This window comes from Arthrobacter sp. HS15c (assembly GCF_040812005.1).
Lineage (GTDB): Bacteria > Actinomycetota > Actinomycetes > Actinomycetales > Micrococcaceae > Arthrobacter.
The window spans coordinates 140,897-166,963 of record NZ_JBFOHM010000005.1; the positions used below are offsets into that span (position 1 = coordinate 140,897).

Genomic DNA, 26,067 nt, shown 5'->3' on the forward strand with positions numbered 1-26,067 from the left:
GGCACGTCTGCGTCGAGCAGTGGGGCAAGGACGTGTTTTTCACTCCCCCGTAGTGCGTCTGGCTGCGGCGGCTCTCGCTCTAGCCATACCCGCGGCTAGCTTGGCATTTTCAGACTTGGCCCGCTCAAGTTCCTGGATGATTCCCACTATTCGGTGCGAGGCGGCAAGCATGCTCCCGACAGATTGAACGACTGCCAAATCGTCGTCAGACAAGTGGTCCCTTGCCGAACTGTCAATGGTCAGCATTCCGTGCTTGGGAGGTTTGCGTCCGACTGACGAGGCCACGACCACCTGGTAGGTGCTGCCACGGCTCGGGGTGACACTGTTGTCATTGTCATTGGTGTAGAAAACTCGTGCGTCCCCCCTTCGCATGAGCTCCTCTATTTTCAATAGAGAATCGCCTTCAAAGGACTCCCGTGGTGATTCGCTTCTGCCCCGGAAGTCGATTAGCTTCGGCACGCCGTTCTCTACGCCGTAGAGAGTGGCACGGGCTGCATTGGGGAAGCGCCCTTTACCTGCAGTGAGAAACAGCAAATCCAGAGCCAAGCCTTGAAATTGGCCAGTCTTGTGCGACGCATCCGCATGACTCCCCGACAAAGGTATCTCTTCGAGTTTCGCGGATAAAGGTAGAAGAACACCCTTTAGCGCATCTCGGAAGTCTTTAAGTTCTTGTATGGCGGCCTTTTCCGCTGCCGTCGCTTCTCGCATCTGGGTCTCGAGGACCTCGGCGGCTACTCGTAGGGCGGTAAGCTCCTGATCAGCCCTCACGCCAAAGTCTTGTAGGTCCGCTTCAACCACCGACGTATGCACCCAAGCAACAACTAGGAGGCTCAGGGCGATCCATCCTGCCCATATTGCGAACATGGGCCAGGAGCCCGAGAAAGCCAGCAGTCCGATGCAAACCGCGAACAGGGTGGCTAGAATTCCCGAAACTAGGCGTGCTCTGGATTGAAGGCTCTTTTCCCAGAGATATTGGGAAATGCGAAGTAGCAGCCTGCGGTATGCCCACTTCGAAGTTCTGGGTGCTGGGCTATCAGGCGTTGAGACGGGCATGAGAGAAAGCTTAGGTGGTTACATACACTCCCGTTGGATTTTTCGCCTTGAATTGCTTCGAGTGAACAAACGGCTCGCCCTGCACCTCCTTCTTGGCGGACTGTTCAGGTTGGTCCTGAGCGTCGCAATACTTCGGAAATGCCTCGCTGGTGGTACCCGGAAGTGGGCCGTCCATAGTCAGAGCAGAGATAGCCGTCGGGGCGGAATGTCCAAGGAAGCCAGGACAATGTAGACGACTTTGCCCCGTCCAATGACTTGGTCAGCCAGAAGCTCCCTCCGGCTACTTCTGCAAAGAAGCCCCTGGGTCAAAAAGCGGAGACCAATGATCCCGCTATTCTTCAACTAGAGGGCAAACCAGTGCCCGCCACATAGACATCACTTTGGGGAGCGGTATGCCATATAGTCTTCAGGATCGGCTCGTGATCGGGCTTGCATCTAGCGCGCTGTTTGACTTGGCGGAGTCCGATGCTATTTTCCGAACGGACGGCGAGGAAGCATACCGCGAATATCAGGAACTACATCTTGACGACCGCCTCAACCCTGGCGTGGCATTTCCATTCGTACAGCGGCTCCTCTCCTTGAACGACTTGGGTGACGAAGACGACCCGTTGATCGAAGTGATCATCCTCTCCCGCAACGACCCCGACACCGGTCTGCGGGTCATGAACTCGATCGAGGCTTACGGATTGCCTATTACTAGAGCAATTTTCATGCAAGGAAAATCGCCGTACAAATTCATGCCAGCGTTGAATATGTCCCTTTTCCTTTCGGCCAATGACAGAGATGTACGCGAGGCCGTGGCGGCCAATCTTCCAGCGGGTCGTGTTCTCGATTCCACCTACGTGGACGATCCCGCTGACCACGACCTTCGCATAGCCTTCGACTTCGACGGAGTTATTGCCGATGACGGTTCAGAGCAGATCTTCCAGGAGAGTGGCATTGAGCAATTCCGTGAACACGAAAAGCTGAATGCAGCAACCCCCCACGATCCCGGGCTACTGCGAGATTTCCTTGCCAACGTGAATAAAATACAACGCATCGAGGAAGAACGCTGTAATACGGATCCTCTTTATAAGCGAAGAGTCCACGCGTCGATCGTGACCGCGCGCAATGCGCCAGCGCATAGAAGAGCTATGGCGACGCTCAAATCCTGGGGTGTCACGGTCAACGATGCATTCTTCCTAGGTGGAGTGGATAAATCGCTTGTCACAAGCGTTCTGAAGCCACACATCTTTTTTGATGACCAGACGGACCATTTGGAAAGAACCGCACTCATGACGCCGAGCGTTCATGTGCCATTCGGCGCCATGAATCTGTAGCAGGAGTCAGAACAGTAGGTGTGCGTAATTTCGTCGTACTCTAGCTGATCGGACAATGCCGCAGACCGCAGATACAGTGATGGTCTCCGACCTGCCAGATGCCTCGATGATGGCCCGGTCTAATATCGACCGTTTCGGGGACAATGACTAGGCGTTCGGACAATCAGCGCATACCTAACGGGGCTCTGGCGGCGATGGTTGAGAAGTACCCCCGAGGGACGATCTCCTAGGCTGGCAGTTCGCGTGCCCGGCGTACCGGCTCCGGTCCTCCGTTCTCAACGGCACAAACTCAGTTCGTAGCCAACAATGAAATGCCGGTTTACGGAGGCGGCCACCACCTCGCTCGCCGTAGTACAGGGACACAGCACAACGTTCCGGCCCCCAGTCCTCGTGTCGCGCTCGATAGTGACTCCGTTCCCCGCCACGTCCGTTCACAGGAGCTGCTGGATGCTGTGAACCAGCGGGTCGTCATTGCCGCTGCTGAGCGATGGGCAGGCTGTTGCAGGGCCGGGATGATTCTGGATGAGGCGACTTCTTCTGTGGATATGCGGGCTGAGGTGCTCGTGCGGAAGGCGATGAGTGCCTCACGGCCCGACCGGACTTCTTTTGTCATTGCCCTCCGTCTCTCCACGATCCGGGACGCGGACCTCACCCTGGTAATGGAGGCCGGCCAGATCGTGGAGCAGGGGACGCACGCTTCACTGTTGGCTGCCGGCGGGGCTTACGCGTGGCTGTACTAGGCCAAGTTCGCGGTTCAGTGGCGGAGGTTTAATGCCGCGAAATGAAACTTGGGAAGTGTTCCGTCGAATTGCAAAGTTCGCTCGACTCCCCTGTCGCGCACGCGAAATGATCAAGCCTGCTCTGAGCTGACTCGATTACAGCGACACCTCTCCAAAAGTCATGGAACGCAGGTCTTTGTCGTGCAGGCTCTGGTTAGATTGTGTCCGAGGCAGAGCGGCAATCGCAGCCCTCAGGGTCTTTTGGTTCAGCCTTCGGGCGGTAACGGGGGTTGAATGAGCAGTCCGACGACGCGTATGCAGGATGCGGTACGAATCCTCATGCTGATCGATAAAGCTGCAGAGCCGATAAGTAACTCCGATGTCTCAGCTGATGCCGCCTTGGCGTCCGCGGTAGGGGTGGTACGGTCTCAAGTCCGCCTGCAGAAGTTGGATTTCTGGGTCAGGAACCCCGACTACTTAGCGAATGAACTGCTCAACGACTATGAAAACGGTGATCAGGACTTGGCCCTCTTAGGACTGGCCGCAGAGATCCTGGACACCGAGGAACCGGAGATGCGCCGATACCCGATGCTCCGATACCTCTTCGGCGCCTACGAAGATCTCGAGGATGCGCTGGCAGTGCTACGCCATGCGGATCTCGTCGTCCGGCGCAAGCAGGGTCGGCCTGGGCACGTAACTCGGACGGATTACTTCCTGCTTCAGGCAGGGAGGGACACGGTTGCCAAAATTGGTACTGACTTCCCGGAATTGATGTGGTACTCGGCGCGGTCGGCTTTAGTTGTTCAGCTAGCGGAGGGGCAAGGCGCAACCCAGCTGAAGGACCGTCAATACATTGTGGACGAATATCTGAATACGTCTCACGGTGTGCGTATCCCGAGCATCACCGAACGAGCGCGGCGGCGTCTAGCGGCAATTCGCGAGGAAATTGAGGAGAAACAAGAATGAGTGTCCCTACTCCAGATGAGTTGACAAATGCGATAGTTAGACGCTCAAATCTGTCTGCAGAGACGGTGGCAAATGTGCTCGTTGGTCATGGCGTGTCGTTAATGCCAGTGCCGCCGGCGCAGCGATCGTTGGACATCCTCCGACTCTCGATAAAAGGCAAAAGAGTTAACACTCTGTGGGACGGTCCGTTCGAGAAAACGTTTGAATTTTCAAGAGGTGTCACTGCCCTGATTACGAATGAAAACCTTCGTGGCAAGTCGACGATATTGGAACTGATCACTTGGGGATTGCGCGGTAGTCCACGACGACTGCGTGATGATGTCAAACCTTGGTTTGATCGAATTTCGCTTGAGTACTCCGTAAACGGAATGCCAATGGCCGTCGTACTTCAAAGGCAAGAACATGGGTTCGTCGCAGACGTTTTGAGGGCCAGCGATAGTGAAACATTGCGCTCTTACCTGGCCGGCGATTCCCCGAGTGGTGAGGTGCATGTGCTCGCGTCAGGACTATCGGAAGGTGAATTCGCGAAGCAGCAGGATCAGATGATGCTGACGCTACTTGCTTTGGAACCAATGACGAACTTCCAAAAGTTCCGTGGAAGCGATCAAGGGCGGCCTCAGGTCAACAGCTGGCCGGCGTACTTCGGCGGCCTCTACCTGCCTCGGGCAGGGTCTGAGGTTTTGCTAGGGGATACGGTGTTTGCAGGGCTTCCCGCGCGCATTCTGCAGATGTTTTGCAACGTCCCGTTGATGAGCACTCACATCCGGCTCACCACACTTTCCAAGCAGGCGCGGCAGGATGAAGCAAACCAGGCACGACAGATAGCAGGGGACTCATTGGCAAGAGCTAAAGAGCGGGCTGCCCTGGCTGTCAGACTTGCAGAGGTTCAGAAGCAAATGAAGTCATTGCCCTCTGGATCTAGTCGCTCGTATGAAGTGGTCGCAGCGGAGTTACGTGACGCGGAACAGGCTCTTGAATCAGCTTCAGCAGAGAGCAGGGCCGCTGGCCGTACCTTTCATGAGGTGAAGGCGGTGCGCCAGGCTGAGGAGCGGCAGATGAATGACATTCGGGAAACCGAGCTAGCTGCGGCGCTCTTCCATGGACTTCTCCCCAAACACTGCCCGCGGTGCGAGCAGAGCATCGAGTCGCAACGCACCGAACTGGAATTGAGCGTCCATCAGTGCGCCGTATGCACGAAAGAGCTCCCGGCCCTTTCTGGGATTGACGCCGATGCAGATGGAGCGCCGGAGGATGCCGGCGACGTATTGGAAGCCTTAAGACAGGCGGAAACAGCTGCCAAGGAGACTGCTGCCGCAGCTGCAACAGATGAGCGGGAAGCACAGAAACAAGTCGAAACCCTCGCAGTTGAATTAAGTAACACTAGCCGTTCAGACGAGTTCACGAAACGCTTGGCGCTTCAGTTGGAGGAGGCTCGACTACAGGGAAGCCTGGAGAGTGTAACTGAAGGCAGTGTGGAGTTGGAGACCTCTGAGTCGCTGGTAGTGCTCGAGGCAGCAGTCGAAGAGCTTGCCAGGGTGACACGCGCCTCGGCCGCGACAGTGTTTGCGGAACTAAACAAGGAAATCGTCACCCTCGGAAAGAAGTTCGGGATCGACAACCTGGAGAATGTTGAACTCGATCGCAGAGGCGGCATGCAGGTGACGACAGCTGGCGTGCAGGCGTCATTCAAGAATGTGACGGGCGGGGAGCGCCTCCGGCTTCGCGTAGCGGTTGTCGTCGCTTTGCTGCGAGTTGGCCATCGAGCGGGCGTGGGCAGCCATCCCGGACTTATCCTTCTTGACTCCCCGGGTTCGGATGAGCTAACAGTCGAGGATGAAGCGACACTTTTGCGTGAGCTGGATTCGTTGAAAGATGAACTTCCGACATTGCAGGTTGTCGTTGCGTCAGCGGAGCCAGCAGCCGTTCTTGGAAATGTTGCACAGGAGAGCACTTATTCGAGCCTGGACGGAAGTCCATTGTGGTGATTAGGGGTTGCAAGGTGAGCAGCCAAGGACGTGGTAATTCGCCTGAATGAACGCATAAATGGGAGATCTAGCGTCGACAGGATTACGGCCGCACACGAAAGGTGGCACGAGTGATGCATCTAGCTGACATATTGCTTCAACTCGCGGTTCCCGGGCCTATGGATCTAGAGGCGCTGGAGGCATTCGGCGACGACATTTACCAAAGGGTGGACTCGGCTGACCTAGATGATGGGGATGTGGTCACGCAAGCGGCGCGTCAATCCGCTCCTGAGTTTGTTGCCCTCGCCGAAGCTGCGTCGCGGGCAAATGACCCGCGGTCGAAACAACTTCTCGAAGTAGTCGCGTCGGTGCTGCCTAACCTCCAGCGGCTAGTGTTCATGGAGACGGCCGATGTTGCATTAAGCTGTCCTCGCTTTATGGATGCGCATGCCCGCCCCCTTGCCGTAGCTCTTGCCAGCCAGGTAGAGATCAACCGGGCAACCGACGGCTTCCAGGCCTACGCATACCTTGAGGTGTTGACGCGGCTTGGCTTATCGCACTCGGCAGCGCGGCTTCGTGCCTTGGACCTACTTTTGTCCGTCACGTCGCAGGACGCCAGCACATTTCTTGAACGATTGCCTTCATTGGTGGGGCTAGCGCTCGATCGGTGGGGCGAGGACGAACTCATAAATGTCCTGGACAGACTGGCCGAGTTCGACGAGGCAAAAGCGGATGCCTTGTTCGAGCTTGCGCAGGTAGGACTCCGAACCGCACTTGAAGGCGAATCATTAGACGCCATCATGACAGGCCTGACATCCACACGTGATCAATTCGTTGCTGTAGAGGCAATGGCTGAATCCCGTGATGATGCGACCATTTTTCGTTGTGCCTTGGACATTATGGTGGCTTTTGCCGGGTCTCCGACGGGTACCTCCGATGATTCATCAGAGGCAATTCAGGACTTGACAAAGGCGATGTCACAACGGGCGATCTTCTCAACTCGGACGGCGATGGGCAGTTGGGCTCGACCTAGGCGTCAGGCCGAAATCGAGTGGTACTCGCTCGCTCATACGTTGAGGGCCGCCACGGATCCACTGCATCAGTCTTCGTGGCTGACTCCCATTGATACGTTGTCGCGAGTCCTTGCTGCCTATCAAGCAGCCCGATCCGTAACCGTGATTTCTCCTGATGGGCTTCGAACCGTATTGGAGCCAACTGTTCAGGCTGCCTTTATTCGACGTGAGGGCCTGCTTGCACACCTAAGGGATGCCTTGGAGTCAGATGCGGTCCAGGAAATTGACGCAGAAGCCGCTCGGAGACTTCTGGATTCTCTGTACTCAGTCGAGAGGCCTGATGGAGGTGGTGCGTCGGGAAAAGTGTGGGCAGCGGCGCCCGCTTTGGCTGCCGAACTTGGCACCGACGCGGACCCCGCTGTCGCAGCTGAACTAGCACATGCAGTCGAAGTAGTACCGGCTGTGATTGGTTGGATGAATCAGGCAGCGGAGGCGCGTGCTCGAGCACGCGCTCGGCGGAGTGATCCAGTTGTCGACCAGCTATTGGGAACTGCCCTGGACGGCTTGGCGAGCTGTGAGGACCTAGCCGGTACTGTCCGGGAAGAATTTGTTGAAGTGCTTGTCGAAGTACTTCGGTTCGCTGCGGATAGGGCGGATGTTGGACGGGGAAGTGGTGGCCCCGACGTTACCTACCTTTTTCCACGGACAGACGGGAAGAATTTTACTGAGGTCTTCCTCCAGCGAGATTTGAATTCATGGTTGAAAAGCTCGTCGTTGCGGCGCTTCACGCGCATGGAGGAGCCCGATGTCGGCGCAGGTCGGGCCGACGTCACGGTCACGCAAGATTATAGGTTCACGATCGAGGTAAAACGCGAGCTTAGGGACGCCTCCCGAAGCGCGCTGCTTGCCGCATATGGAGGTCAGGCTGCCGGCTACACAGTGGTTGGTCCCAGGGTCTCGATTGCCGCGATTCTTGACTTGACGGACCATACCTATGGGATTCCCTCGCTTAGGGAATCCGTGTGGGTCGATGAAGTGCCTGTCGTTGGTGCGAAGCCGCGGCATGTGGTGACAGTAGTTATTCGGGGTAATCGTCCGACGCCTCGCCAAACCCGGACTGTTTAAGCAAGGAATGAATACGAGCGCCCATGTCGTGCCAGTCCCACTGGAGAATATGCAAACGCCCTCTGGCAGCTGGTCCCTTCTTCTTTGACGATGTGCGGACCGGCACTGGCAGGTCGGGCGCCCATCCCCGCCGTAGTACACGGACACACAGCGTCACGTTCGCGCCCCCGCACGTAACCTGTTTAGATGCCTCGTTTCGCGCTTGATATTGAGTCCGTCCCCCGCCCCGTCCGCGCCCAGGAGCTCCTGGACGCAGTGAACCACCGGGTCGTCATTGCCGACGGCGCCATGGGCACCATGCTGCAGGGCCGGGAACTGTCCCTTGAAAAAGACTTCCTGGGGCTCGAAGGCTGCAACGAGATCCTCAACGACACGCGCCCGGACGTCCTCGCGGACATCCACGACGCGTACTTCGCCACCGGCATCGACGCGGTGGAAACCAACACCTTCGGCGCCAACTGGTCAAACCTCTCCGACTACGGGATCGACGACCGGATCGAAGAGCTCGCCCGCAAGGGCGCGGAGATCGCCCGCGAGCGCGCCGAAGCGGCAGAAAAAACAGACGGACGGATGCGCTGGGTCTTGGGCTCCATGGGGCCGGGCACCAAGCTCCCCAGCCTCGGCCACACCACCTACGACTACCTCAAGCAGACCTTCGCCCTGCAGGCCGAGGGCCTCATCGACGGCGGCGCGGACGCCTTCCTCATCGAAACCAGCCAGGACCTCCTGCAGACCAAAGCCGCGGTCAACGGCTGCAAACAGGCCATCGTCACCCGCGGCATCCGGCTCCCCATCTTCGTCGAGGTGACCGTCGAAACCACCGGAACCATGCTCATGGGATCCGAGATCGGCGCCGCACTCACCGCCCTCGAGCCGCTCGGCGTCGACGCCATCGGCCTGAACTGCGCCACCGGACCGGACGAGATGAGCGAGCACCTGCGCCACCTGTCCAAGCAGTCCTCCGTAGCCATCGCCTGCATGCCCAACGCCGGCCTCCCGGTCCTCGGCCCCAACGGCGCGCACTACCCCCTCTCACCCAGCGAACTCGCCACCGCGCACGAGCAGTTCGTGCGCGAGTTCGGCCTGGGCCTGGTGGGCGGCTGTTGCGGTACGACGCCGGAGCACATGGCCGCCGTCGTCGAACGCCTTGCCCCCTTCCGCACCTCCGCCGCCGTCACCAGCGGCGGCCGGGGCGCCGACGGCAGCCGCGTCCCCACCGAGCGCGAAGCCGGCATCGCCTCCCTTTACCACCACGTGAATTTCGACCAGGAGTCCGCCTACCTCGCCATCGGTGAGCGCACCAACGCCAACGGTTCCAAGGCGTTCCGCCAGGCGATGCTCGAAGAGCGCTGGGACGACTGCGTGGACATCGCCCGCGAGCAGGTCCGCGTCGGCGCACACCTGCTCGACGTCTGCATCGACTATGTAGGACGCGACGGCGTCGCCGACATCAAGGAGGTTGTCTCACGTTTCGCGTCGGCCTCCACCCTCCCGCTGGTCATCGACTCCACCGAACCTCCCGTGCTGCAGGCCGGTCTCGAACTCATCGGCGGCCGCCCGGTGGTCAACTCCGTCAACTACGAGGACGGCGACGGCCCCAACAGCCGCTTCGCGCGCATCATGCCGCTGGTGAAGGAACACGGCACCGCCGTGATCGCCCTGACCATCGACGAACAGGGCCAGGCCCGCACCACCGAGGGCAAGGTGGCCATCGCCTCCCGCCTCGTCGACGCACTCGTGGGCGAATGGGGCATGCGCGTCGAGGACATCATTGTGGACGCCCTGACCTTCCCCGTCGCCACCGGCCAGGAAGAAACCCGCCGCGACGGCATCGAAACCATCGAGGCCATCCGCCAGATCACCACCAAGTACCCCGGCATCAACACCACCCTCGGCGTCTCCAACGTCTCCTTCGGCCTCAACCCGGCAGCGCGCATGGCACTGAACTCCGTGTTCCTGCACGAGGCCGTCCAGGCCGGCCTGTCCAGCGGCATCATCGACGCCGCCAAAATCGTGCCGCTCGCCTCCCTCCCGGAAGAACAGCGCAAGGTCGCCCTGGACCTCGTCTATGACCGGCGCGAATACGACGCCGACGGCAACGTCACGTACGACCCCCTGGCCATCATGCTGGACCTGTTCGCCGGCGTCGACACCGCAGCGCTCAAGGACCAGCGCGCCGCGGAACTCGCCGCCCTGCCCACCGGCGAACGCCTGCAGCGGCGCATCATCGACGGCGAAGGCAAGGGCCTGGAAGCGGACCTGGACCTCGCCCGCAGCGAAGGCATGTCCCCGCTGGCCATCATCAACGACCAGCTCCTCGAGGGCATGAAGGTCGTCGGTGAGCGCTTCGGCGCCGGCGAGATGCAGCTGCCGTTCGTGCTGCAGTCCGCCGAGGTCATGAAGAACGCGGTGGCCCTGCTCGAGCCGCACATGGAGAAGTCGGACTCGTCGGGCAAGGGCACCATGGTGATCGCCACCGTCCGCGGCGATGTACACGACATCGGCAAGAACCTGGTGGACATCATCCTCACCAACAACGGCTACAAAGTCATCAACATCGGCATCAAGCAGGGCATCGCCGAGATCATGGCCGCAGCCGAGGAACATGACGCCGACGTGATCGGCATGTCCGGCCTGCTGGTGAAGTCCACGGTGGTGATGAAGGAAAACCTCGCCGAACTCCAGTCCCGCGGCCTCGCCAAGAAGTGGCCCATCATCCTGGGCGGCGCCGCCCTGACCCGCGCCTACGTTGAGCAGGACCTGGCGGAGCAGTTTGAAGGCACCGTCCGGTACGCCAAGGACGCCTTCGAGGGGCTGGCCCTCATGGAACCGCTGGTGCAGGTGGCCCGCGGCGCCGACCCCGCCGCCGTCGGCCTTCCGCCGCTGAAGAAGCGGATCCACAAGGGCGGGCCGAAGTTCACGGTGACCGAACCGGAGGCCATGCCCGGCCGGTCCGACGTCGCCGCCGACAACCACGTACCCGCGCCGCCGTTCTGGGGCACCCGCATCGTGCGCGGCGTGGCCCTGCACGACTACGCCAGCTTCCTCGACGAACGCGCCACCTTCATGGGGCAGTGGGGGCTCAAGCCCGGCCGCGGCGAGGACGGCGCCTCCTACGAGGAACTCGTGGAACGCGAAGGCCGGCCGCGCCTGCGGTACTGGCTGGACCGCATCCTCGGCGAGGGCATGCTCGACGCGTCCGTCGCCTACGGCTACTTCCCCGTGGTCGCCGAAGGGGAGCAGGTCGTAGTCCTGCACCACGGTGAGGATGCCGACGGCGTCCTCGGCACTGCGGGTCTGCTCGCCCCCGACGGCGGTTCAGGCGGTCCGATCGGCACCGAGCGGCTGCGGTTCGACTTCCCGCGCCAGCGCCGCGACCGGCACCTGTGCCTGGCCGACTTTGTCCGCTCCCGCGAATCGGGGCAGATCGACGTCCTGCCCGTGCAGCTCGTCACCGCCGGCTCGAAGATCGAAGAGTTCACCGCCAAGATGTTCGCCGCCAACCAGTACCGCGACTACTACGAACTCAACGGCCTGGTCATGCAGCTCACCGAGTCGCTGGCCGAGTTCTGGCATTCCCGGATCCGCCAGGAACTGGGTTTCGCCTCCGAGGAACCCAAGGACAAGGCCGGCCTGTTCAAGCTCGAGTACCGCGGTGCCCGGTTCTCCCTCGGGTACCCCGCGTGCCCCGACATGGAGGACCGCCGCAAGGTCACGGAGCTGCTGAAACCCGAGCGGATGGGCGTGGTCCTCAGCGACGAGCTGATGCTGCACCCCGAACAGTCCACCGACGCTTTCGTTTTCCACCACCCCGAGGCGAAGTACTTCAAGGTGTGAGTTGAGGGCCTAAGCTTCCCCTATGGGAATTATCATCACACTGCTTATTATCTGGCTTGTCCTTTCGATCCTCGGCTTCGTGGTGAAGGGCCTGCTGTGGCTGGCATTCATCGGCTTGGTCCTGTTCGTGGCCACGGCCGTGTGGGGCTGGTTCAAGCGGAAAGCCAACGTCTGACACTGAGCTTGGCTGAGGACGCAGAATCGGTCCGGGGACACCCGTTTTTGGGCGTCCCCGGGCCGATTGCGTGTCCTGGAACGGTGCAGCACTTCAGGGTGTGAACTGGTGCTGGTCCCCGGCCTGGGCGGAGGAGGCCTTCGCGGCTTTACCGCCACCGCTGGAGACCGGCTTCACCCGCCGGAACGCGGCGAGGATGGCCCGCCCCACCACAATGATTCCGACGATGGTGGTGACGGCGCGCAGGGTGTCCCAGCCCGCCGTCGACGTCACCAGCGAGTAGAGCAGGAAGCTGCTGAGGTTGGTGGCCAGCGGCGCGCCGGCCACGTAGGAGATGCCCGTGCCAGCGCCGACGGCGAACGGCCAGAACCACAGGTTGGTCAGCAGGCCGAACAGGTAGGACGCCACGGCACCGTAGCCGCACAGCATCCACAGTTCGGCTTTCCCGCGCACCCGGCGGGGGAGCAGCCCCGCGCCGGCGCCCACCCACGCACAGGCGAAGATCTGGAACGGCGTCCACGGCCCGATCCCGCCCCACAAGGCACTCGAGACGGCGATCGTGGCGGCACCGAGGAGCATGCCGAATCGGGCACCGAAGGCCCGGCCCGCGAGGATCAGCAGGATAAAGACTGCCTCCACGCCCCCGACGCCGGTGCTCGCCACCCGCACTGCCGAACCGACTGCTGCCAGGACGCCGAGCAACGCCACCGTGTGCGCGGAGCTGACCGAGCCGTCCAAGGACACCACGATGGCGACGACGGCGAGCGGCGCAATGGCCAGGGCCGCGTAGGGGAGGGCCGCGGCGGCATCCTCCGGGAGGGCCGCGGCGAGCAGCGGCCAGCAGAAAGCACCGAGCGCCAGAAGGTTTGCCGCTGCGAGGACGGCGAGCTCGACGCCCCGCGGCATCCGGATGCGGCGCTTTGTTACCGCTCCCTGGGAGTCCGGTTCGATGACCCGCGGTTTTCGTCCGGCACTTGTTGGCCGGGGGAGCGGAAGGTGCACTTCGGGGACCTCGGCCTCCACTGAAGCGGGCGCGACGCCGTCATGCATCGGGAGGATCCGGGCGCCGAGGCCGTGCGCAAAGTCGAGGTCGTGCGTGGCGATCAGGACCGCCGCGCCGGAGTCCGCTGCCGCGCGCAGCGCCGCCGAGACTGCGGTGCGCGCCGCAGGATCGAGTCCGCGGGTGGGCTCGTCGATCAGGAGCACCTGGGGGTCGTCCATAGTCTGCAGCGCGATGGCAAGGATCCTGCGCTCACCCGCAGAGAGGTCCCGGGGATGCTCCTGTCCGATGGGCATCCTAACGTCTCCCCGCAGACGGGCCAGGCGTGACTCCGCAGGCACCGCGGGAAGCCGGTCTGTGCCCGGGCGGCGGCGGTCTGGGTGCCGCCGGTCTGAGCGGCGAGCGCGGGCCTGGCGCCGGTCGGCGGCGCGGAGCTCCGCCGCGACGGTATCCCTGGTGAAGAGGTCGTCCGAGGCATCCGGCACCAGGGCGACGCGGCCGCCGTCGAGCGTTCCGCCGTCGGCCATTCTTGCACTGCCGGTGCCTTGACCCGCCGTACCTTCACCCAGGGCGAGCGCCACCAGGAGGGACGACTTCCCGGCACCGTTCGGCCCCACCAGTGCCACCACTTCACCGCGGTGCAGGGTCAGGGATGCGTCGCGCACCAGCGGCTTGCCCTTGCGGTGCACCGCGAGGTTTGCGGCCGTCAGTACGGGAACGAGGTCAGCCGGCTGTGCCGGCGTTGGAGGCGCGGCGGCAGGGGCGGACGGGGCGGATGGCGCGGCACCGGGTACCAGGGCGCCGCCGATGATGGTCCACCACGAATCGGCGACCGGTACGAGCGGCTGTGCCCGGTGCTCCGCCACGATGACGCAGACACCGGCGTCGCGGGCGAGGGTATCGAGTACGGCGATGACGCGTGCCCGTGCCGCGGTGTCGAGGTCGGCCAGGGGTTCATCCACGAGGAGCAGGGCCGGATGCTCCACCACCGCGGCGGCGATGGCTACGAGAGTGGCCTCCCCTGCCGAGAGGGTACTGATATTCCGGTCCAGCAGCGCCGACACCCCGACAGTCTCCGCGACCTCCAGCACCCGCGCGTTGGCGGTGCCGGATGCCATGCCGCGCAGCTCAAGGGCGAGGGAGATTTCGTCCCGGACCCGGGTGGAGGCGAAGGCGGCGCGGGGATTCTGCAGGACGACGCCGACGAGGCGGGCGGTATCGCGCGGCGGCGTGGCGGCGCGGTCCGTTCCGGCGACGCGCACGGTGCCTGTAATTTCGCCGCCGTCAACGTGGGAGAGGAGGCCGGCGATGCCCCGCAGGATGGTGGACTTGCCGGAGCCTGTGGGCCCGGTAATGACCGTTATGGACCCGCTCGGCGGCGTGAACGCTGCGACGCGCACCTGGGCGTCACCGATACGGAATTGGGCGTCCCGGATCAGGACCGGAACTTCGGTCCCCTGGCCGGGCTGGTGTGCTGCCCGGCTTCCGAAGCCGCGCAGCTCCAGGGCCGCGGCAACCCGGCTCGCGTGCTCGAGGGTGCGCTCGAGCACGGGCACCAGGGCACGGGCTCCGAAGCGTTCGCCCCGCAACCGGAACGCCAGGCGCACGGAGGTCACGGCGTCGGCAAGTGCCGGAAGCGCCGCCCACGCAACCACCAGCATCCGGGCAATGCCCTGCATGGGGCCGCGGCGGGCCAGGTGCACAAAGCCGCGGGCCACGTCCACAAACGCATTGAGGATGCCGAAACCGAGGATCACCCCGGCAATCGGCAGGGCGGACAGGACCGCCGCCCACAAACCGGGGGCCGTCAGCGGGCCGAGGAGCACCACATGGGCGTAGGGAGCAGAAAGCCGCACCGCCGGCAGGTCGAGCAGCACCGGTTCGCCGATGCCCGCCCCGTTGAAAAGGAAGCGGTAGATGACCCGCGCCGCGATGAACACGACGGCGAGAGCCGCCGCTGCGCGTAGCGGCGCGGGTCTAAAGGTCATGCCGTGGGTGCGGCCGGTACGCCGTCGACGGTGTAGAGCAGTTCGAGGCTCTCGCCCGGGCTGACCTGCAGGGTGGCGAGGCCTTCCTGCGCGTAGGCCCAGTCACCAGTGGCGGGCTTGACCCAGAGGGACCAGTAGGCGAATGCGGCAGGCATTCCCGCGCACTCTTCCTTGTACGTGCCGCCCTTGTGGACGATCTCGAAGTCTGCGGCGGGCACACCGTTTACGCGGCACACCAGTTCGTTGGGGTATTGGGTAGTGCCTACGGTTTTCACCTCTGCCTCTTCGAGCACCTTGGAGGCGGGAGTCTTTGCGTCCACGGCCACGCAGACCGACGTTTCAGCGGCGTCCTGCTTCAGGGCACCCGAATCGACGACGACCTTCACACCGGCGCAGGGCCCGCCGGAGGCGTTGGATGAGGCCGCTGCCGAGGAAACCGGCGCAGAGGCGGATGGCTGGGTGGTGGCCGGCGTGGAACAGGCGGCGAGGGTAAGCAGGAGACCGGCGGCGGCGAGGGAGCTCGCGGCGGCGGTACGGATCTTAGTCAAAGTCACGTGTCAAGGGTAGATCGTTGCCTGTCCGGATCCGGATGCCGTCGCGTTGTGTGACGTCAGTTCCACGTCCTTGTCTCTGCCGACGTCGAGGTTTAACGTAATCCCATGGCTCGGCGAATTCGCGGAGATGCGACGGCGGCGGCCGTCATGGCGGCGGGATCGGCGACGTTCCTGGCCGGGGCCTTTATGCCAGTCTCGCGGGTGTACGTCGAAGGTGACCCGCAGCGCAAACTGGCCATTCTGCTGGCGGACCCTGGACAGTGGCGTACCCAGCAAGTGCTCTTGGCTGCAGGCACAGCTGCGTTGCCCGTTGGGGTGGTGATGCTTGCCCGTTACTGGGATACGGGCAGCGGTCGGGGCAGCCGGAAATTCTTGGCGGGGCAGCGGCTTGCCCAAGGCGCCGCGCTTGGATGGGTCGCGGGAGCTGGCCTGTTCCTGGGCCAGCTGAAGACGCGATACAGCGATCCGGAGGCCTTCGCGTTGGGGAAGCTGCCCGGCTGGCCCTTCCAGGGGTACATGGGGGCGAGCCTTGCCGGGATGGCTGCCCTGGGTGGCGCGCTGCTGGCACGGGCGCGTGCCCACGCCAATTCCGGCGCCCTGCCACAGGACCCGCGCTGGCCGGGCTGGCTCAATCTGGGCGGGGCCGGAGTCTTCGCCGCCGTCCTGGTGGCTACCGGTGACCTGCCGCCCCTGGTGGTCTACGTCGTGGAGCTGTCGACCGGGGCTGCGCTGCTACGGCATGCCCGCCGGGGCGCCAACCTGGTCACCACATGGCAGAATCACCGTCCCGGAACACCGGGGCACACGTTGTCTACGCGGAGCTGAAGCGGCAGATCCTGAGCCTTGAGCTGGAGCCAGGGGCGCGCATCTACGAACCGGCAATGGCTGAGGCACTGCAAGTAAGCCGTACCCCGTTGCGGGAGGCCATACGAAGGCTCATTTCGGAGAACCTGCTGGAACAGCAACCTACCGGGGGCGTGCGGCTGCCCGCCCTTGATGAGGCAGTAATTTCCGAGCTGTACGAGGTGCGAGCGGCGATGGAGTCGCTCATGGCGCGGCAGGCGTGCCTGAAGGCGACCCCGGCCGACATCGAAGCCCTCAACGGCATTCTTGAACGCAATGCCGCCATGGTGCGGTTTGCCGATGAAGCCATGAAACAGGGGATGTCGCTGCACGCCAAGATCGCCGAGATGGCGGGGAATTCGTGGGCCCGGCGGTTCCATGAGCAGATCTCCAGCCAGATGGAGCGGTACCGCCACTTCACCAACAGCACGCAGGAACGGCGGGACCAGGCCCTGGCACAGCATCGGATCCTGGTGGAGGCTGTGGCCGCTGGAAAGCCGGAGAAAGCCGCCAAGCTCGCTTTCGACCACGTCATGGGGGCCCGGGACGCTGCTGTGCGCGCCATCACGGGCAGCAGCGTCACCACATGATTGGTGAACTCGGACGACGCTCGGCCGCAGCCCTCCTTGCCCATTCCGCCCTGATCCAGGCGGTGACCTTCCTGGTGCGTCCGGCAGCCACCTACCGTGCACTCGAGCTGGATGTTCCCGGTTTCGCACTGGGTCTCCTTGCGGCCAGCTACGCGGTCTTTCCGCTGCTGCTCGCGGTCCCGACGGGCGGACTGGTGGACCGCCTGGGTGAGCGCCGGCTGATGGCCATCGGATCCGCCGTCGTTCTTGCCTGCTCTGCCTTCCTGCTGCTGTGGGGGTCGTCGATCGTGACCCTGGTCATCGGAACCGCGTTCCTCGGTGCCGGCCAGCTTGCCTGCGTAGTGGGGCAGCAGGCCGTGGTGGCCAACAATGCTGCCTCGTCCAGGATGGACTCGGCCTTCGGATACCTGACCTTCGCGGCCTCGCTGGGCCAGGCACTGGGGCCGTTGGCGATTTCCCTGGTGGGAGGGGCATCGATCCGTCCCGACACCCAGGCCATCTTCCTCCTCTCCGCCTGCATGAGCCTGGTGCTTTTTGTGGCCACCTTCGGCGTCTCGGCCAAAGTCAGCGGCGGCAAAAGGAAAGCAGCCGGAGGTGCCGCTGATGGCAGCGGTGGTGCTGTTTCGCTGCTGAGGACACCCGGCGTCGCCCGGGCCCTGGCCACCAGTGCCACCGTTCTGGCCGTGGTTGACCTGACCATGGTCTACCTCCCGGCGCTCGGGTCCGAGCGCGGGCTCACTGCGGCAACGGTTGGCCTGATGCTCACCATCCGCGCCGTGTTCTCCATGGTTTCCCGGCTCGTGCTGGGGCAGATGTCCCGGAAGCTGGGGCGCATGCGGTTGTTGGTGTCCAGCCTTGCGTTGTCCACTCTCGCGCTTTCCGCGGCCGCAGTTCCCATGCCGGTATGGCTGCTGTTTGTGGTCATGGCTGTGCTGGGGTTGGGGCTTGGCATCGGCCAGCCACTCACCATGTCCTGGCTTTCAGCCCAGGCTGGCTGTAATGGGCGGGACGCTCCTGCTGCTGCGCGGTGTGCGCCTGGACGGGTAGACCCAACGCTGCGGGGCGCCGGCCCTCAAAGGGTGTCCGGCAGCCCGCATGTTGCTGCTCGTTACTGGAATGTGTGCCGCATCTCGCCGATGCCGCGCACATAGGTGACCAGTTCGTCCCCGGGGTTGAGGAATCGCTGCGGCACCCGGCCAACGCCCACCCCGGGAGGCGTGCCGGTAAAGATCACGTCGCCGGGCAGGAGCGGCGTCACCTGCGAAAGCCGGGCGATGATCTCCGGCACGGGGAACACCATGTCCGAGGTGTTGCCCTTCTGGACTTCCTGGCCGTTGATGGAGCAGCCCAGTTCCAGGCTGTCCGGGTCATCAAATTCGTCCGGGGTCACCAGCAGCGGCCCGATGGGGCCGAACCCGGGGGAGGATTTTGCCAGGCTGTACTGGGGCGCCGGCCCGGAGGACTGCAGGGTGCGCTCCGAGAGGTCCTGTCCCACGGACACGCCAGCCACATGCTTCCACGCTTCCTCAGCCGGGATGCGGTACCCGCCGCGGCCGATCACGACGACGAGTTCGGCCTCCCAGTCCACGGTGCCTGGCGGAAGGACGATGGTTCCGTGCGGGCCTGCCAGGGAGGTCACGAATTTCGTGAACACCGTGAGGTCATCGGGAACGGCCAGTGAGGCCTCGGCGGCGTGCGCCGCGTAGTTCAGCCCGATCGCAAAGACCTGCCGGGGCTGCGGCGCGGGATTTCCGAAGGACGACGGCAGCACGTCGGCCAGCGGGGTTCCGCTCCATTGCTCCAGCGTGAAGGCGACGCTGCGAAGCTCCGGCCAGCGTTCGTAGCAGTCCTGGATCCGGGGACTGAAATGTCCGCCGGTTTCCATCGAAACGTCGATCACGTGGTCGTCAGGCGTCACGAGGTGGAGGCGTCCGGAGATATTGGCCAGGCGCACGGTCAGGCCGAAACGTCGAATTCGACGGTGCCCCAGCCTTCGAACGTCCCTGACCAGCGGCCGGTCTCGTTCATTGGCACAGCCTGGAGGCAGCTGCCCGGGAGAACCACTTGGCCGGCTTCAAACTCGACGTCGTAGTCCGCGAGGCGGTTGACCAGCCACGCGACGGCGGCGAGGGGGTTGCCGAGGATGTTTCCGGTGGTCCCGGAGATGACTTCTCGGTGGTTGAAGGTCAGGACTCCGCGGGTATCGCGCAGGTTCAGGTCGGTGACTTTCCGGGGTGTGCCGCCCAGGATGACGGCGCCGGTGGAGCCGTTGTCCGCCAGGGTGTCCGGCAGGCCGATGGCCCAGTCCTTGACGCGGGAGTCAATGATCTCGATGGCGGGCAATGCGTAATCGATGGCGTTGATGACGTCCGCGATGGTGGTGTTGCGGCCGCCCAGGCGGGAACGGAGCACAAATGCCGGTTCGAGCTCCACATAGGGGGCGATGAAATTGTCCCGCCGGATGGTGGCTCCTTCGAATTCGAAGATGCCTGCCAGCAGATGGCCGTAGTCCGGCTGGTCCAGGCCGAAGGCGTCCTGCATGACCTTGGCGATGTTGCCGAGCTTGTAGCCAACGAGCCGGTCGCCACCGGCGAGGGCGTGTTCAACGTTGATCTTCTGGACCTGGAACGCGGCGTCCGCGTCAAGCGCGGGCCAGGCTTCCGTGGGGGCGGAGACGGGCTGTCCCTGCAGCCGGGCGGTGCGGAGCGTGCCGGCGACATCTTCAAGCGTGGTGGTGGACATGGTCCCTCAGTTTCTCTGTGGTTCGGGTTCCGGCCCCGGGCGACTCGTTGCGGGAGGCGTGCCCGGGACCGGAAGGTTTGGGGTGTGGCGCCGGCCTAGCGGTGTTCCGGCTGCCCGTCGATCAGGCGGCTGACGTTCCAGGGGTTCGCGTCCTGCAGTGGTTCGGGGCGGAGCTGCTCCGGGAAGTTTTGGTAAGCCACGGGGCGGAGGAACCGTTCGATCGCCAGGGTCCCCACCGACGTCGTTTTGGAGTCCGAGGTGGCCGGGTACGGGCCGCCGTGGACCACGGCGTGGCCTACTTCAACGCCCGTGGGCCAGCCGTTGATGACGATCCGGCCCACTTTGCGTTCCAGGGCCGGGATGAGCGGAGCGGCAGCGGCGTAGTCGGCGTCGGTAACGTGCAACGATGCCGTCAGCTGGCCGTCGAGCTTGCCGGTGGCTGCCACCAGGTCCTCGACGGCCTTGTAGCGGACCACCAAGCTGGCTGCGCCGAAGATTTCCTCGTGCAGCACCGGGTTACCTGTGAAGGCATCCAGTTCCGAGCTGAAGACCACCGGTGCGGGTGCGTTCTGACCGGGACCATTCCGGCCGCGGCCAAGGAGCTCGACGTCGGCGGCACCCTCCAGCGCGTCGTGGCCGTGGTGCCAGGCTGAGGCGATTGCGCCGCTGAGCATCGTCTGTCCGGACAGCGGGATGATCTCGCCCGAGACGGCGGCGGCGAAGCGGTCCCCCGCCTCGCCGGCAGGAACGAAGACCAGGCCGGGGGAGGTGCAGAGCTGCCCCGAGCTGCCCGTCACGGAGGCGACGTACTGCGTGGCCAGCCCCTCGGCGTCGTCCTCGAGGGCTCCGGGGAAGACATAAACCGGGTTGATGGAGGACATTTCCGCGTAGACCGGGATGGGCTCCGACCGGGCTGCGGCGGTGCGCATCAAGGAAGTTCCGCCGGCGCGGGAGCCGGTGAACCCCACAGCCTTGACGGCTGGATCGGCAACGAGGGCCTGGCCGATGCTGGCGCCGGAGCCGTAAACGAGGGAGAACACCCCCGGGTGGAGGCCCAGGTCGCTGACTGCCTTGACGATGGCCTGGCCCACGAGTTCCGACGTGCCAGGGTGGGAATTGTGTGCCTTGACGATCACCGGGCAGCCCGCAGCGAACGCCGAAGCGGTGTCGCCACCGGCAACGGAAAAGGCGAGCGGGAAGTTGCTGGCACCGAAGACGGCCACCGGGCCCAAGGGAATCTGGCGCTGCCGGATGTCTGCGCGGGGCAACGGTGCACGGTCCGGGATGGCAGGATCGATCCGGACGCCGCGGAAGTCACCTTGGCGCACCACCTCGGCAAAAAGCCGCAACTGGCCGACGGTGCGGGCACGTTCGCCGCGGAGGCGGTCCAGGCCCAGGCCGGTTTCGTTGGAAGCCCGCTCGATGAGTTCGTCGCCAATGCCCTCGATGTTTTCTGCGATGGCATCCAGGAATCGGGCGTGCCGGTCCGGTGACAGTGTGCTGAAGGAGTCAAAAGCATCCGCCGCGGCCTCTGTGGCGGTCCGCAGCTGGTCTTCGCCGATCAGGGTGTAGGACGGTTCCAGCTGTTCGTTAGTGGCGGGGTTGATCCCATGCGTGGTGCCGCCGGTTCCCGAGGCTAATTCCCCGGCGATGAGGGAGTGTCCGTGAAGCGTCATGTGATGCCCTCCTGGGCGGTAGGAAAGTAGTGAGGGGAAGCGTCTGATTACGCGTTGCCTGGTCCGAGGTGCCAGATGCCCAGGGCGGCGAGGAGCTCGCGCGGATCCCAGACAACCCATTCCTCCGCCAGCTTGTCGCCGTCGAAACGCAGGAAGGATGCGCCGGAAACGGTGATGGTGCGGCCCGTGGCGGGAACGTCCATGAACTCGCCCTGGTGGGTTCCCCTGGTCTGCCAGTGGATCGCGGCCGTGGCGCCGTCCTCGAGAATATGGAGGATCTCCGTGGTGGTGTCGGGGAAAGCTGCGTGAGTGGCCTCGATGGTCTTCCGCAGGGTGGCGTAGTCTTCGCTGCCGGACTTGGACCGGCGGACGTAGTCCGGCGCGAGCATCTGTTCGAAGGCGGCAAGGTCGCCGTCGCCCCAGGCACGGTTCCATGCGTCGAGGATGGTCTGCTGGCGGGTCATGATGCGCTCCTTGCCGGCACTGACTCAACTGGTGCCGAAATTTCGATGGGAAGGTATTGTCCGAACTTGCCGGCCCGGAAGAGCAGCGCGTCGCCGCTTCCTTCCTCCATGTTTGTTACTGCGCCCACCACCATGTAGTGGTCGCCCACCACCACCTCTGCCGTGACCGTGCAGTCTATGTAGGCGGTGGCGCCGTCCAGATGCGGGGTGCCCAGGGGGCCGGGCGCGCAGGGGAGGCCCTCGAACTTCTGGGGTCCCTTCCTCGATAGCGAACGGCAGATGCTGATCTGGTCATCAGAGAGGATATTGGCGGTGAACTTCTGCAGCTTGCGAAGCTTCGGCCAGCTGGAGGAGGACTTGTCCACGCAGAACATAACAAGGGGCGGATCCAGGGAGAGGGACTGGAAGGTGCCGACCACCAGGCCGAGCTTCTCGTCGTCGTCATTGATGCCGGTGATGGCCGTAACTCCGGTGGGGAGTTTGCCCAGGACCTGGCGGTAGTAGGCGGGTGTGATGTCGGCCAGGGCCGAGGCGTTGGCTGGGGTGATATCCATGTCGGGTCCTTTGGGGAGTTCGCGGTTCAAGCGGCGTCGCGGAAGCTGCCGAAGCGGCCGCCGTGGAAGATGAGCGGCGCGGAAATCCGCTCAGCGGGCGTCATTTCCAGGGCGCTGGCGATGACTACTATGTGGTCCCCGGCCGTGAACTGCTGGTCGATCCGGCAGTCGAACCAGGCAAGGGAACCGTGGATGTGCGGGGTGCCCCACACGGATTCGGACCAGTCCACGGAGCCGAGCTTGTCTTCGCCGCCCTTCGCGGACAGTGCCCGGCAGACCTGCTGCTGGTCCTCGGAAAGCAGGCTGACGCTGAAGGTCGCGGCCTCGGAGATCTTTGGCCAGCTCGTGGAGGAGTGCATCACGCTGAACGTCACCAGCGCCGGTTCCATGGACAGGGAGGCGAACGTTCCCACGATCATGCCGTTCTGGATGCCGGTCACAGGATCGGTGGAGCAGACAGCGGCTACTCCTGTGGGAAGGTGCCTCATGACTGCCCGGTAGCGTTCGGCGTCGATGGTCGTTGGGGCAATGGCGGTGGCGGTCATGACCGTTCGCCCTTCAGTTCCGTGTGGATGAGGCGGCCGGTGCGCAGGCCGCTTTCGACGGCGCCGTCGAAGAATCCTGCCCAGATGTTGGCGGTGTCGCTGCTGGCGAAGTGCAGGGCGCCTTCGCTGGCCTGCTGTGCAGCGTGGTATTTGGTGAGCTGGCCGGGGCGCTGGATCTGCCAGGTTTCCTCTGCGTAGGGGTCTTCGCCCCATTTGTGTCCGGTGACTTCAAGGACTTCCAGGTCATCGCGCCAGACCTTGATGGCTTCCTGGACCTGCTCGATGTCGGTGACGTCGATGCGGTTGGCGTCGGCTCCGAAGCCGACCAGGACGGCATCCGTGTCTCCGACGAATTCCGTACGGATGACGGAAAGCGGTTTGTCCTGGGCGGAGTACGCGAAGAACGGCTTGATGGGTCCTTTGACCCGGATCCAGGCCTTGACCCCCTGGGAAGCAGTCTTTTCGTGGCTCGCAGCGAGCTTGCCCTCGGAAAGGGAAGGCTGGACATCGAGCTTGTGCAGGATGTTCTGGGGGAGGGTGATGACCACCTTGGTGGCCTGGATTTCCTGGCCGTCACCGTAGGTGACGGTGGCGCCGCCGCTGGTGTGCCGGATGGCGGTCACCGGGGTGTTGAGGCGGATGTCGGCGTGGGTGTCTTCGGCGATGGCATTGGCCAGCCCGTCGTTGCCGTCCTTGAGACGGTAGATGGCCGAGGCCTCGTGCATCAGGTGCCAGTGTCCGGAGGACCCGGCGGTCCAGCGGAGTGCGTTGACGTAGGCGCACTGGTCCAGGGGTGCGTTGAAGTGGCCTACCCAGGCGGCTTCGTTGGCGTTGCGCTCGTCCTCGGAGAGGTCCAGCTTGTCCAGCATTTCCTGCAGGTTGTACTGGTCCGCCTCTGCCAGGTTTTCGACGGTCAGCGGCGCGTCGGGGCGGGGCAGCCACTTCATGGTGTCTTCCAGCAGGCGCGTCATGCCGGGGTCGATCAGCTTCATAAAGTCGTCCAGGTTGCCCCGGCGTACTTCATCGCCGGCCAGCCAGTAGGTTTCTTCCGAGCGCGGGCCCCGGGAGACCTCCAGGCCGTAGCGGGTGACCTCGGCCCAGACATGGGGCTGGGTCCAGTGCAGCCAGTTGCCGCCAAGTTCCAGGTTTTGACCCAGACGGCGCTCGGTATAGAGCCTGCCGCCGATGCGGCCGCGGGCTTCCAGGACCACTACTTTGTGGCCGCGGTTGCCAAGCTCGCGGGCTGTGATGAGGCCGGCAAGGCCGGCACCGATGACGACGACGTCAGTTTGTTCAGTCATGAGAGGGTCCTTCGTTGATAATTCCGTTGGTAGCTGCAGCGTTTAGCGGGCAGCGTCGCTGAGGTGCCTGGCCCGCTGTGCCGTGGCAGGGTGGCCAGCCAGGGTGTATTTCTGGCCGAAGAGCTTTTCGCGCAGGGTGACCGGTTCCTGGTCCTCACCGCGTTCCGGGGCGATCAGGCCTTGGGCACGGAGTTCAGGCAACGCCAGTTCGATGAAGTCCTCCCAGCCCCCGGGCTTGGTGGTGTAGCTGAGGTTGAGGCCGTCGATGTCTGCCTCGTCGCGCCAGCGGCGCAGTTCGGCTGCGACGGTTTCCGGGGAACCGATGATGGTGGAGCCGGTGCCGCCGACGGCAAGGAACTCGGCAATCTGGCGCGGCGTCCAATCCCGGTCAGGGTCCGCCTTGGAGAACATGTCCACCATGGACTGGCCTGCTTTGGTGCCGACGGACCGCAGGGGCGTGTCGAGTTCGTACTCGGACATGTCGATGCCGGTCCAGCCGCTGAAGCGGGCCAGGATGCCCTCGATCGGGGCTGTTTCCACTGCCTTGCGGTATTTGGCCTGTGCTTCCTCGTCGGTGGCTGCAACGACGACAGTCAGCAGGATAACGATCTTGACGTCGCGGGGATCGCGGCCGGCGTCGGCCACGGCCTGGCGGAGCTTGGCCACAGTACGCTTGGCACCCTCGACCGATGTGCTCTGGATGAAGACTGCCTCGGCGTGCTTGCCGCCGAACTCCATGCCTCTGGCGGAGGAACCGGCTTGGAACAGCACCGGGGTGCGCTGCGGTGAAGGCTCGCAGAGGTGGAAACCGGGGACCGTGAAGTGCTCGCCGGAATGTTCGATGGCGTGCACCTTGGCGGGGTCGATGTACGTGGCGGATTCGGCGTCGCGGACCACGGCGTCCTCTTCGAATGAGCTTTCCCAGAGCTTATAGACCACGTCCATGTACTCGTCGGCCATGTCGTAGCGCTCGGCGGGGGTGAGTTGCTGCTGCTTGCCAAGGTTACGTGCGGCTGCGTCTGAGTACGACGTCACGATGTTCCAGCCGACGCGGCCGGCGGTCAGGTGGTCCAGTGTGCTGAACTTGCGTGCCAGCAGGTAGGGCGGCTCGTATGTTGCCGAGACGGTGACCCCGAACGTGAGGTGCTTCGTCACGGCAGCCATGCCGCTGATCAGCACGGTCGGGTCGTTGATCGGGAACTGCGCTGCATCGCGAAGGGCGGCGTCGCCGTTTCCGCGGTAGACGTCGTGGTAGCCGACGTTGTCGGCGAAGAAGATTCCGTCGAACCCGGCCTTTTCCAGCTTCTGTGCGATGCCGGTCCAATATTGCAGGTCGGTGTAGCGGTAGCCCTGGTCCCCGTCATTGCGCCATGACCCGGAAGTCAGGTGCGAGGGGGCGAAGACGTCAAACGCGAAAAGGCTGAGGGGTTCGTTTTTCATGGCAGCGGTGCTTCCTTGGACTCGTGCCGGACAATGCCGTAACTGAAGATTTTGACGTTCAATTTTTGAACACTGCGTTCAATCTAGAATGTAAGCCAGCTCACTGTCAAGGGGCGGATTTTCCGTGGGCATTCTTCGACGTAACTATTGACACCCAATGTGGCGCATGCCATATTTTTGATCACGACGTTCGAAAAAT

General features: G+C 63.6%; 20 protein-coding genes and 1 pseudogene. 10 read left to right on the forward strand and 11 right to left on the reverse strand.

All coding sequences use genetic code 11. The annotated features are described in order from the left end of the window. Positions 1-39 precede the first annotated feature (39 nt). On the reverse strand, positions 40-1,053 hold the full coding sequence (locus ABV518_RS09515) for a hypothetical protein (protein WP_367766742.1): 1,014 nt from the start codon (positions 1,051-1,053) through the stop codon (positions 40-42). 392 nt (positions 1,054-1,445) lie between these two features. Between ABV518_RS09515 and ABV518_RS09520 the strand changes: the two genes are divergently transcribed. The 7 genes and pseudogenes from ABV518_RS09520 (at position 1,446) to ABV518_RS09550 (ending at position 12,171) form a co-directional block, all read left to right on the forward strand. Beyond that, positions 1,446-2,372: a 5'-nucleotidase gene (locus ABV518_RS09520; RefSeq protein ID WP_367766743.1), complete on the forward strand. Its 927-nt coding sequence runs from the start codon at positions 1,446-1,448 to the stop codon at positions 2,370-2,372. A 512-nt stretch (positions 2,373-2,884) separates the two neighbouring features. Then, a pseudogene (locus ABV518_RS09525) lies at positions 2,885-3,112 on the forward strand (ABC transporter ATP-binding protein); the annotation flags it as partial. 273 nt (positions 3,113-3,385) lie between these two features. Further along, positions 3,386-4,057: a hypothetical protein gene (locus ABV518_RS09530; protein WP_367766744.1), complete on the forward strand. Its 672-nt coding sequence runs from the start codon at positions 3,386-3,388 to the stop codon at positions 4,055-4,057. Next, positions 4,054-6,042, forward strand: a complete 1,989-nt coding sequence (locus ABV518_RS09535; RefSeq protein ID WP_367766745.1) for an ATP-binding protein — start codon at positions 4,054-4,056, stop codon at positions 6,040-6,042. The genes ABV518_RS09530 and ABV518_RS09535 overlap by 4 nt, the downstream gene beginning before the upstream one ends. 110 nt (positions 6,043-6,152) lie before the next feature. Further along, positions 6,153-8,159 (forward strand): hypothetical protein, encoded by a 2,007-nt coding sequence (locus ABV518_RS09540; protein WP_367766746.1) that lies wholly within the window; start codon positions 6,153-6,155, stop codon positions 8,157-8,159. A gap of 186 nt (positions 8,160-8,345) precedes the next feature. Then, a complete protein-coding gene (metH, locus tag ABV518_RS09545) occupies positions 8,346-11,996 on the forward strand; it encodes a methionine synthase (protein WP_367766747.1) in 3,651 nt (1,216 codons plus the stop codon). A 22-nt stretch (positions 11,997-12,018) separates the two neighbouring features. Then, positions 12,019-12,171 carry a hypothetical protein gene (locus tag ABV518_RS09550; RefSeq protein ID WP_367766748.1) on the forward strand — a complete coding sequence of 51 codons (153 nt, stop codon included), beginning with the start codon at positions 12,019-12,021 and terminating at the stop codon, positions 12,169-12,171. 93 nt (positions 12,172-12,264) lie between these two features. Here the strand turns inward: ABV518_RS09550 and ABV518_RS09555 are convergent, their stop codons facing one another. Further along, complete coding sequence (locus ABV518_RS09555) at positions 12,265-15,159, reverse strand: ATP-binding cassette domain-containing protein (protein WP_367766749.1); 2,895 nt, start codon at positions 15,157-15,159, stop codon at positions 12,265-12,267. After that, the gene (locus ABV518_RS09560) at positions 15,156-15,713 is read right to left on the reverse strand and encodes a hypothetical protein (RefSeq protein WP_367766750.1); all 558 of its coding nucleotides are present in this window, start codon (positions 15,711-15,713) and stop codon (positions 15,156-15,158) included. The genes ABV518_RS09555 and ABV518_RS09560 overlap by 4 nt, the downstream gene beginning before the upstream one ends. A 105-nt stretch (positions 15,714-15,818) precedes the next feature. On the opposite strand from ABV518_RS09560, the gene ABV518_RS09565 reads away from it, so the two are divergent. Genes ABV518_RS09565 through ABV518_RS09575 form a run of 3 tightly spaced genes read left to right on the forward strand, consistent with a single transcriptional unit; the run spans position 15,819 to position 18,297 of the window. Continuing rightward, positions 15,819-16,538 carry a hypothetical protein gene (locus tag ABV518_RS09565; protein ID WP_367766752.1) on the forward strand — a complete coding sequence of 240 codons (720 nt, stop codon included), beginning with the start codon at positions 15,819-15,821 and terminating at the stop codon, positions 16,536-16,538. Beyond that, on the forward strand, positions 16,484-17,146 hold the full coding sequence (locus tag ABV518_RS09570) for a GntR family transcriptional regulator (protein WP_367766753.1): 663 nt from the start codon (positions 16,484-16,486) through the stop codon (positions 17,144-17,146). The genes ABV518_RS09565 and ABV518_RS09570 overlap by 55 nt, the downstream gene beginning before the upstream one ends. Continuing rightward, positions 17,143-18,297: an MFS transporter gene (locus tag ABV518_RS09575; RefSeq protein WP_367766754.1), complete on the forward strand. Its 1,155-nt coding sequence runs from the start codon at positions 17,143-17,145 to the stop codon at positions 18,295-18,297. Before ABV518_RS09570 ends, ABV518_RS09575 begins: the two co-directional genes overlap by 4 nt. Here ABV518_RS09575 and ABV518_RS09580 read toward each other — a convergent pair. From ABV518_RS09580 to ABV518_RS09615, 8 genes are all read right to left on the reverse strand, one after another. Beyond that, positions 18,255-19,100 (reverse strand): fumarylacetoacetate hydrolase family protein, encoded by an 846-nt coding sequence (locus ABV518_RS09580; RefSeq protein WP_367766755.1) that lies wholly within the window; start codon positions 19,098-19,100, stop codon positions 18,255-18,257. The genes ABV518_RS09575 and ABV518_RS09580 overlap by 43 nt on opposite strands. A 2-nt stretch (positions 19,101-19,102) precedes the next feature. Then, the gene (locus tag ABV518_RS09585) at positions 19,103-19,888 is read right to left on the reverse strand and encodes a 2-keto-4-pentenoate hydratase (protein WP_367766756.1); all 786 of its coding nucleotides are present in this window, start codon (positions 19,886-19,888) and stop codon (positions 19,103-19,105) included. Positions 19,889-19,983: 95 nt separating this feature from the next. Then, positions 19,984-21,564: an aldehyde dehydrogenase (NADP(+)) gene (locus tag ABV518_RS09590; protein ID WP_367766757.1), complete on the reverse strand. Its 1,581-nt coding sequence runs from the start codon at positions 21,562-21,564 to the stop codon at positions 19,984-19,986. Positions 21,565-21,611: 47 nt separating this feature from the next. Continuing rightward, entirely contained in the window at positions 21,612-22,028 is a 417-nt protein-coding gene (locus ABV518_RS09595; RefSeq protein ID WP_367766759.1) for an ester cyclase, read from the reverse strand. Further along, a complete protein-coding gene (locus ABV518_RS09600; RefSeq protein WP_367766760.1) occupies positions 22,025-22,582 on the reverse strand; it encodes a flavin reductase family protein in 558 nt (185 codons plus the stop codon). Before ABV518_RS09600 ends, ABV518_RS09595 begins: the two co-directional genes overlap by 4 nt. Positions 22,583-22,608: 26 nt before the next feature. Beyond that, the gene (locus tag ABV518_RS09605) at positions 22,609-23,127 is read right to left on the reverse strand and encodes a flavin reductase family protein (protein WP_367766761.1); all 519 of its coding nucleotides are present in this window, start codon (positions 23,125-23,127) and stop codon (positions 22,609-22,611) included. Beyond that, a complete protein-coding gene (locus tag ABV518_RS09610; protein WP_367766762.1) occupies positions 23,124-24,428 on the reverse strand; it encodes a flavin monoamine oxidase family protein in 1,305 nt (434 codons plus the stop codon). Before ABV518_RS09610 ends, ABV518_RS09605 begins: the two co-directional genes overlap by 4 nt. A gap of 42 nt (positions 24,429-24,470) precedes the next feature. Then, positions 24,471-25,868: an LLM class flavin-dependent oxidoreductase gene (locus ABV518_RS09615; protein ID WP_367766763.1), complete on the reverse strand. Its 1,398-nt coding sequence runs from the start codon at positions 25,866-25,868 to the stop codon at positions 24,471-24,473. Positions 25,869-26,067 lie beyond the last annotated feature (199 nt).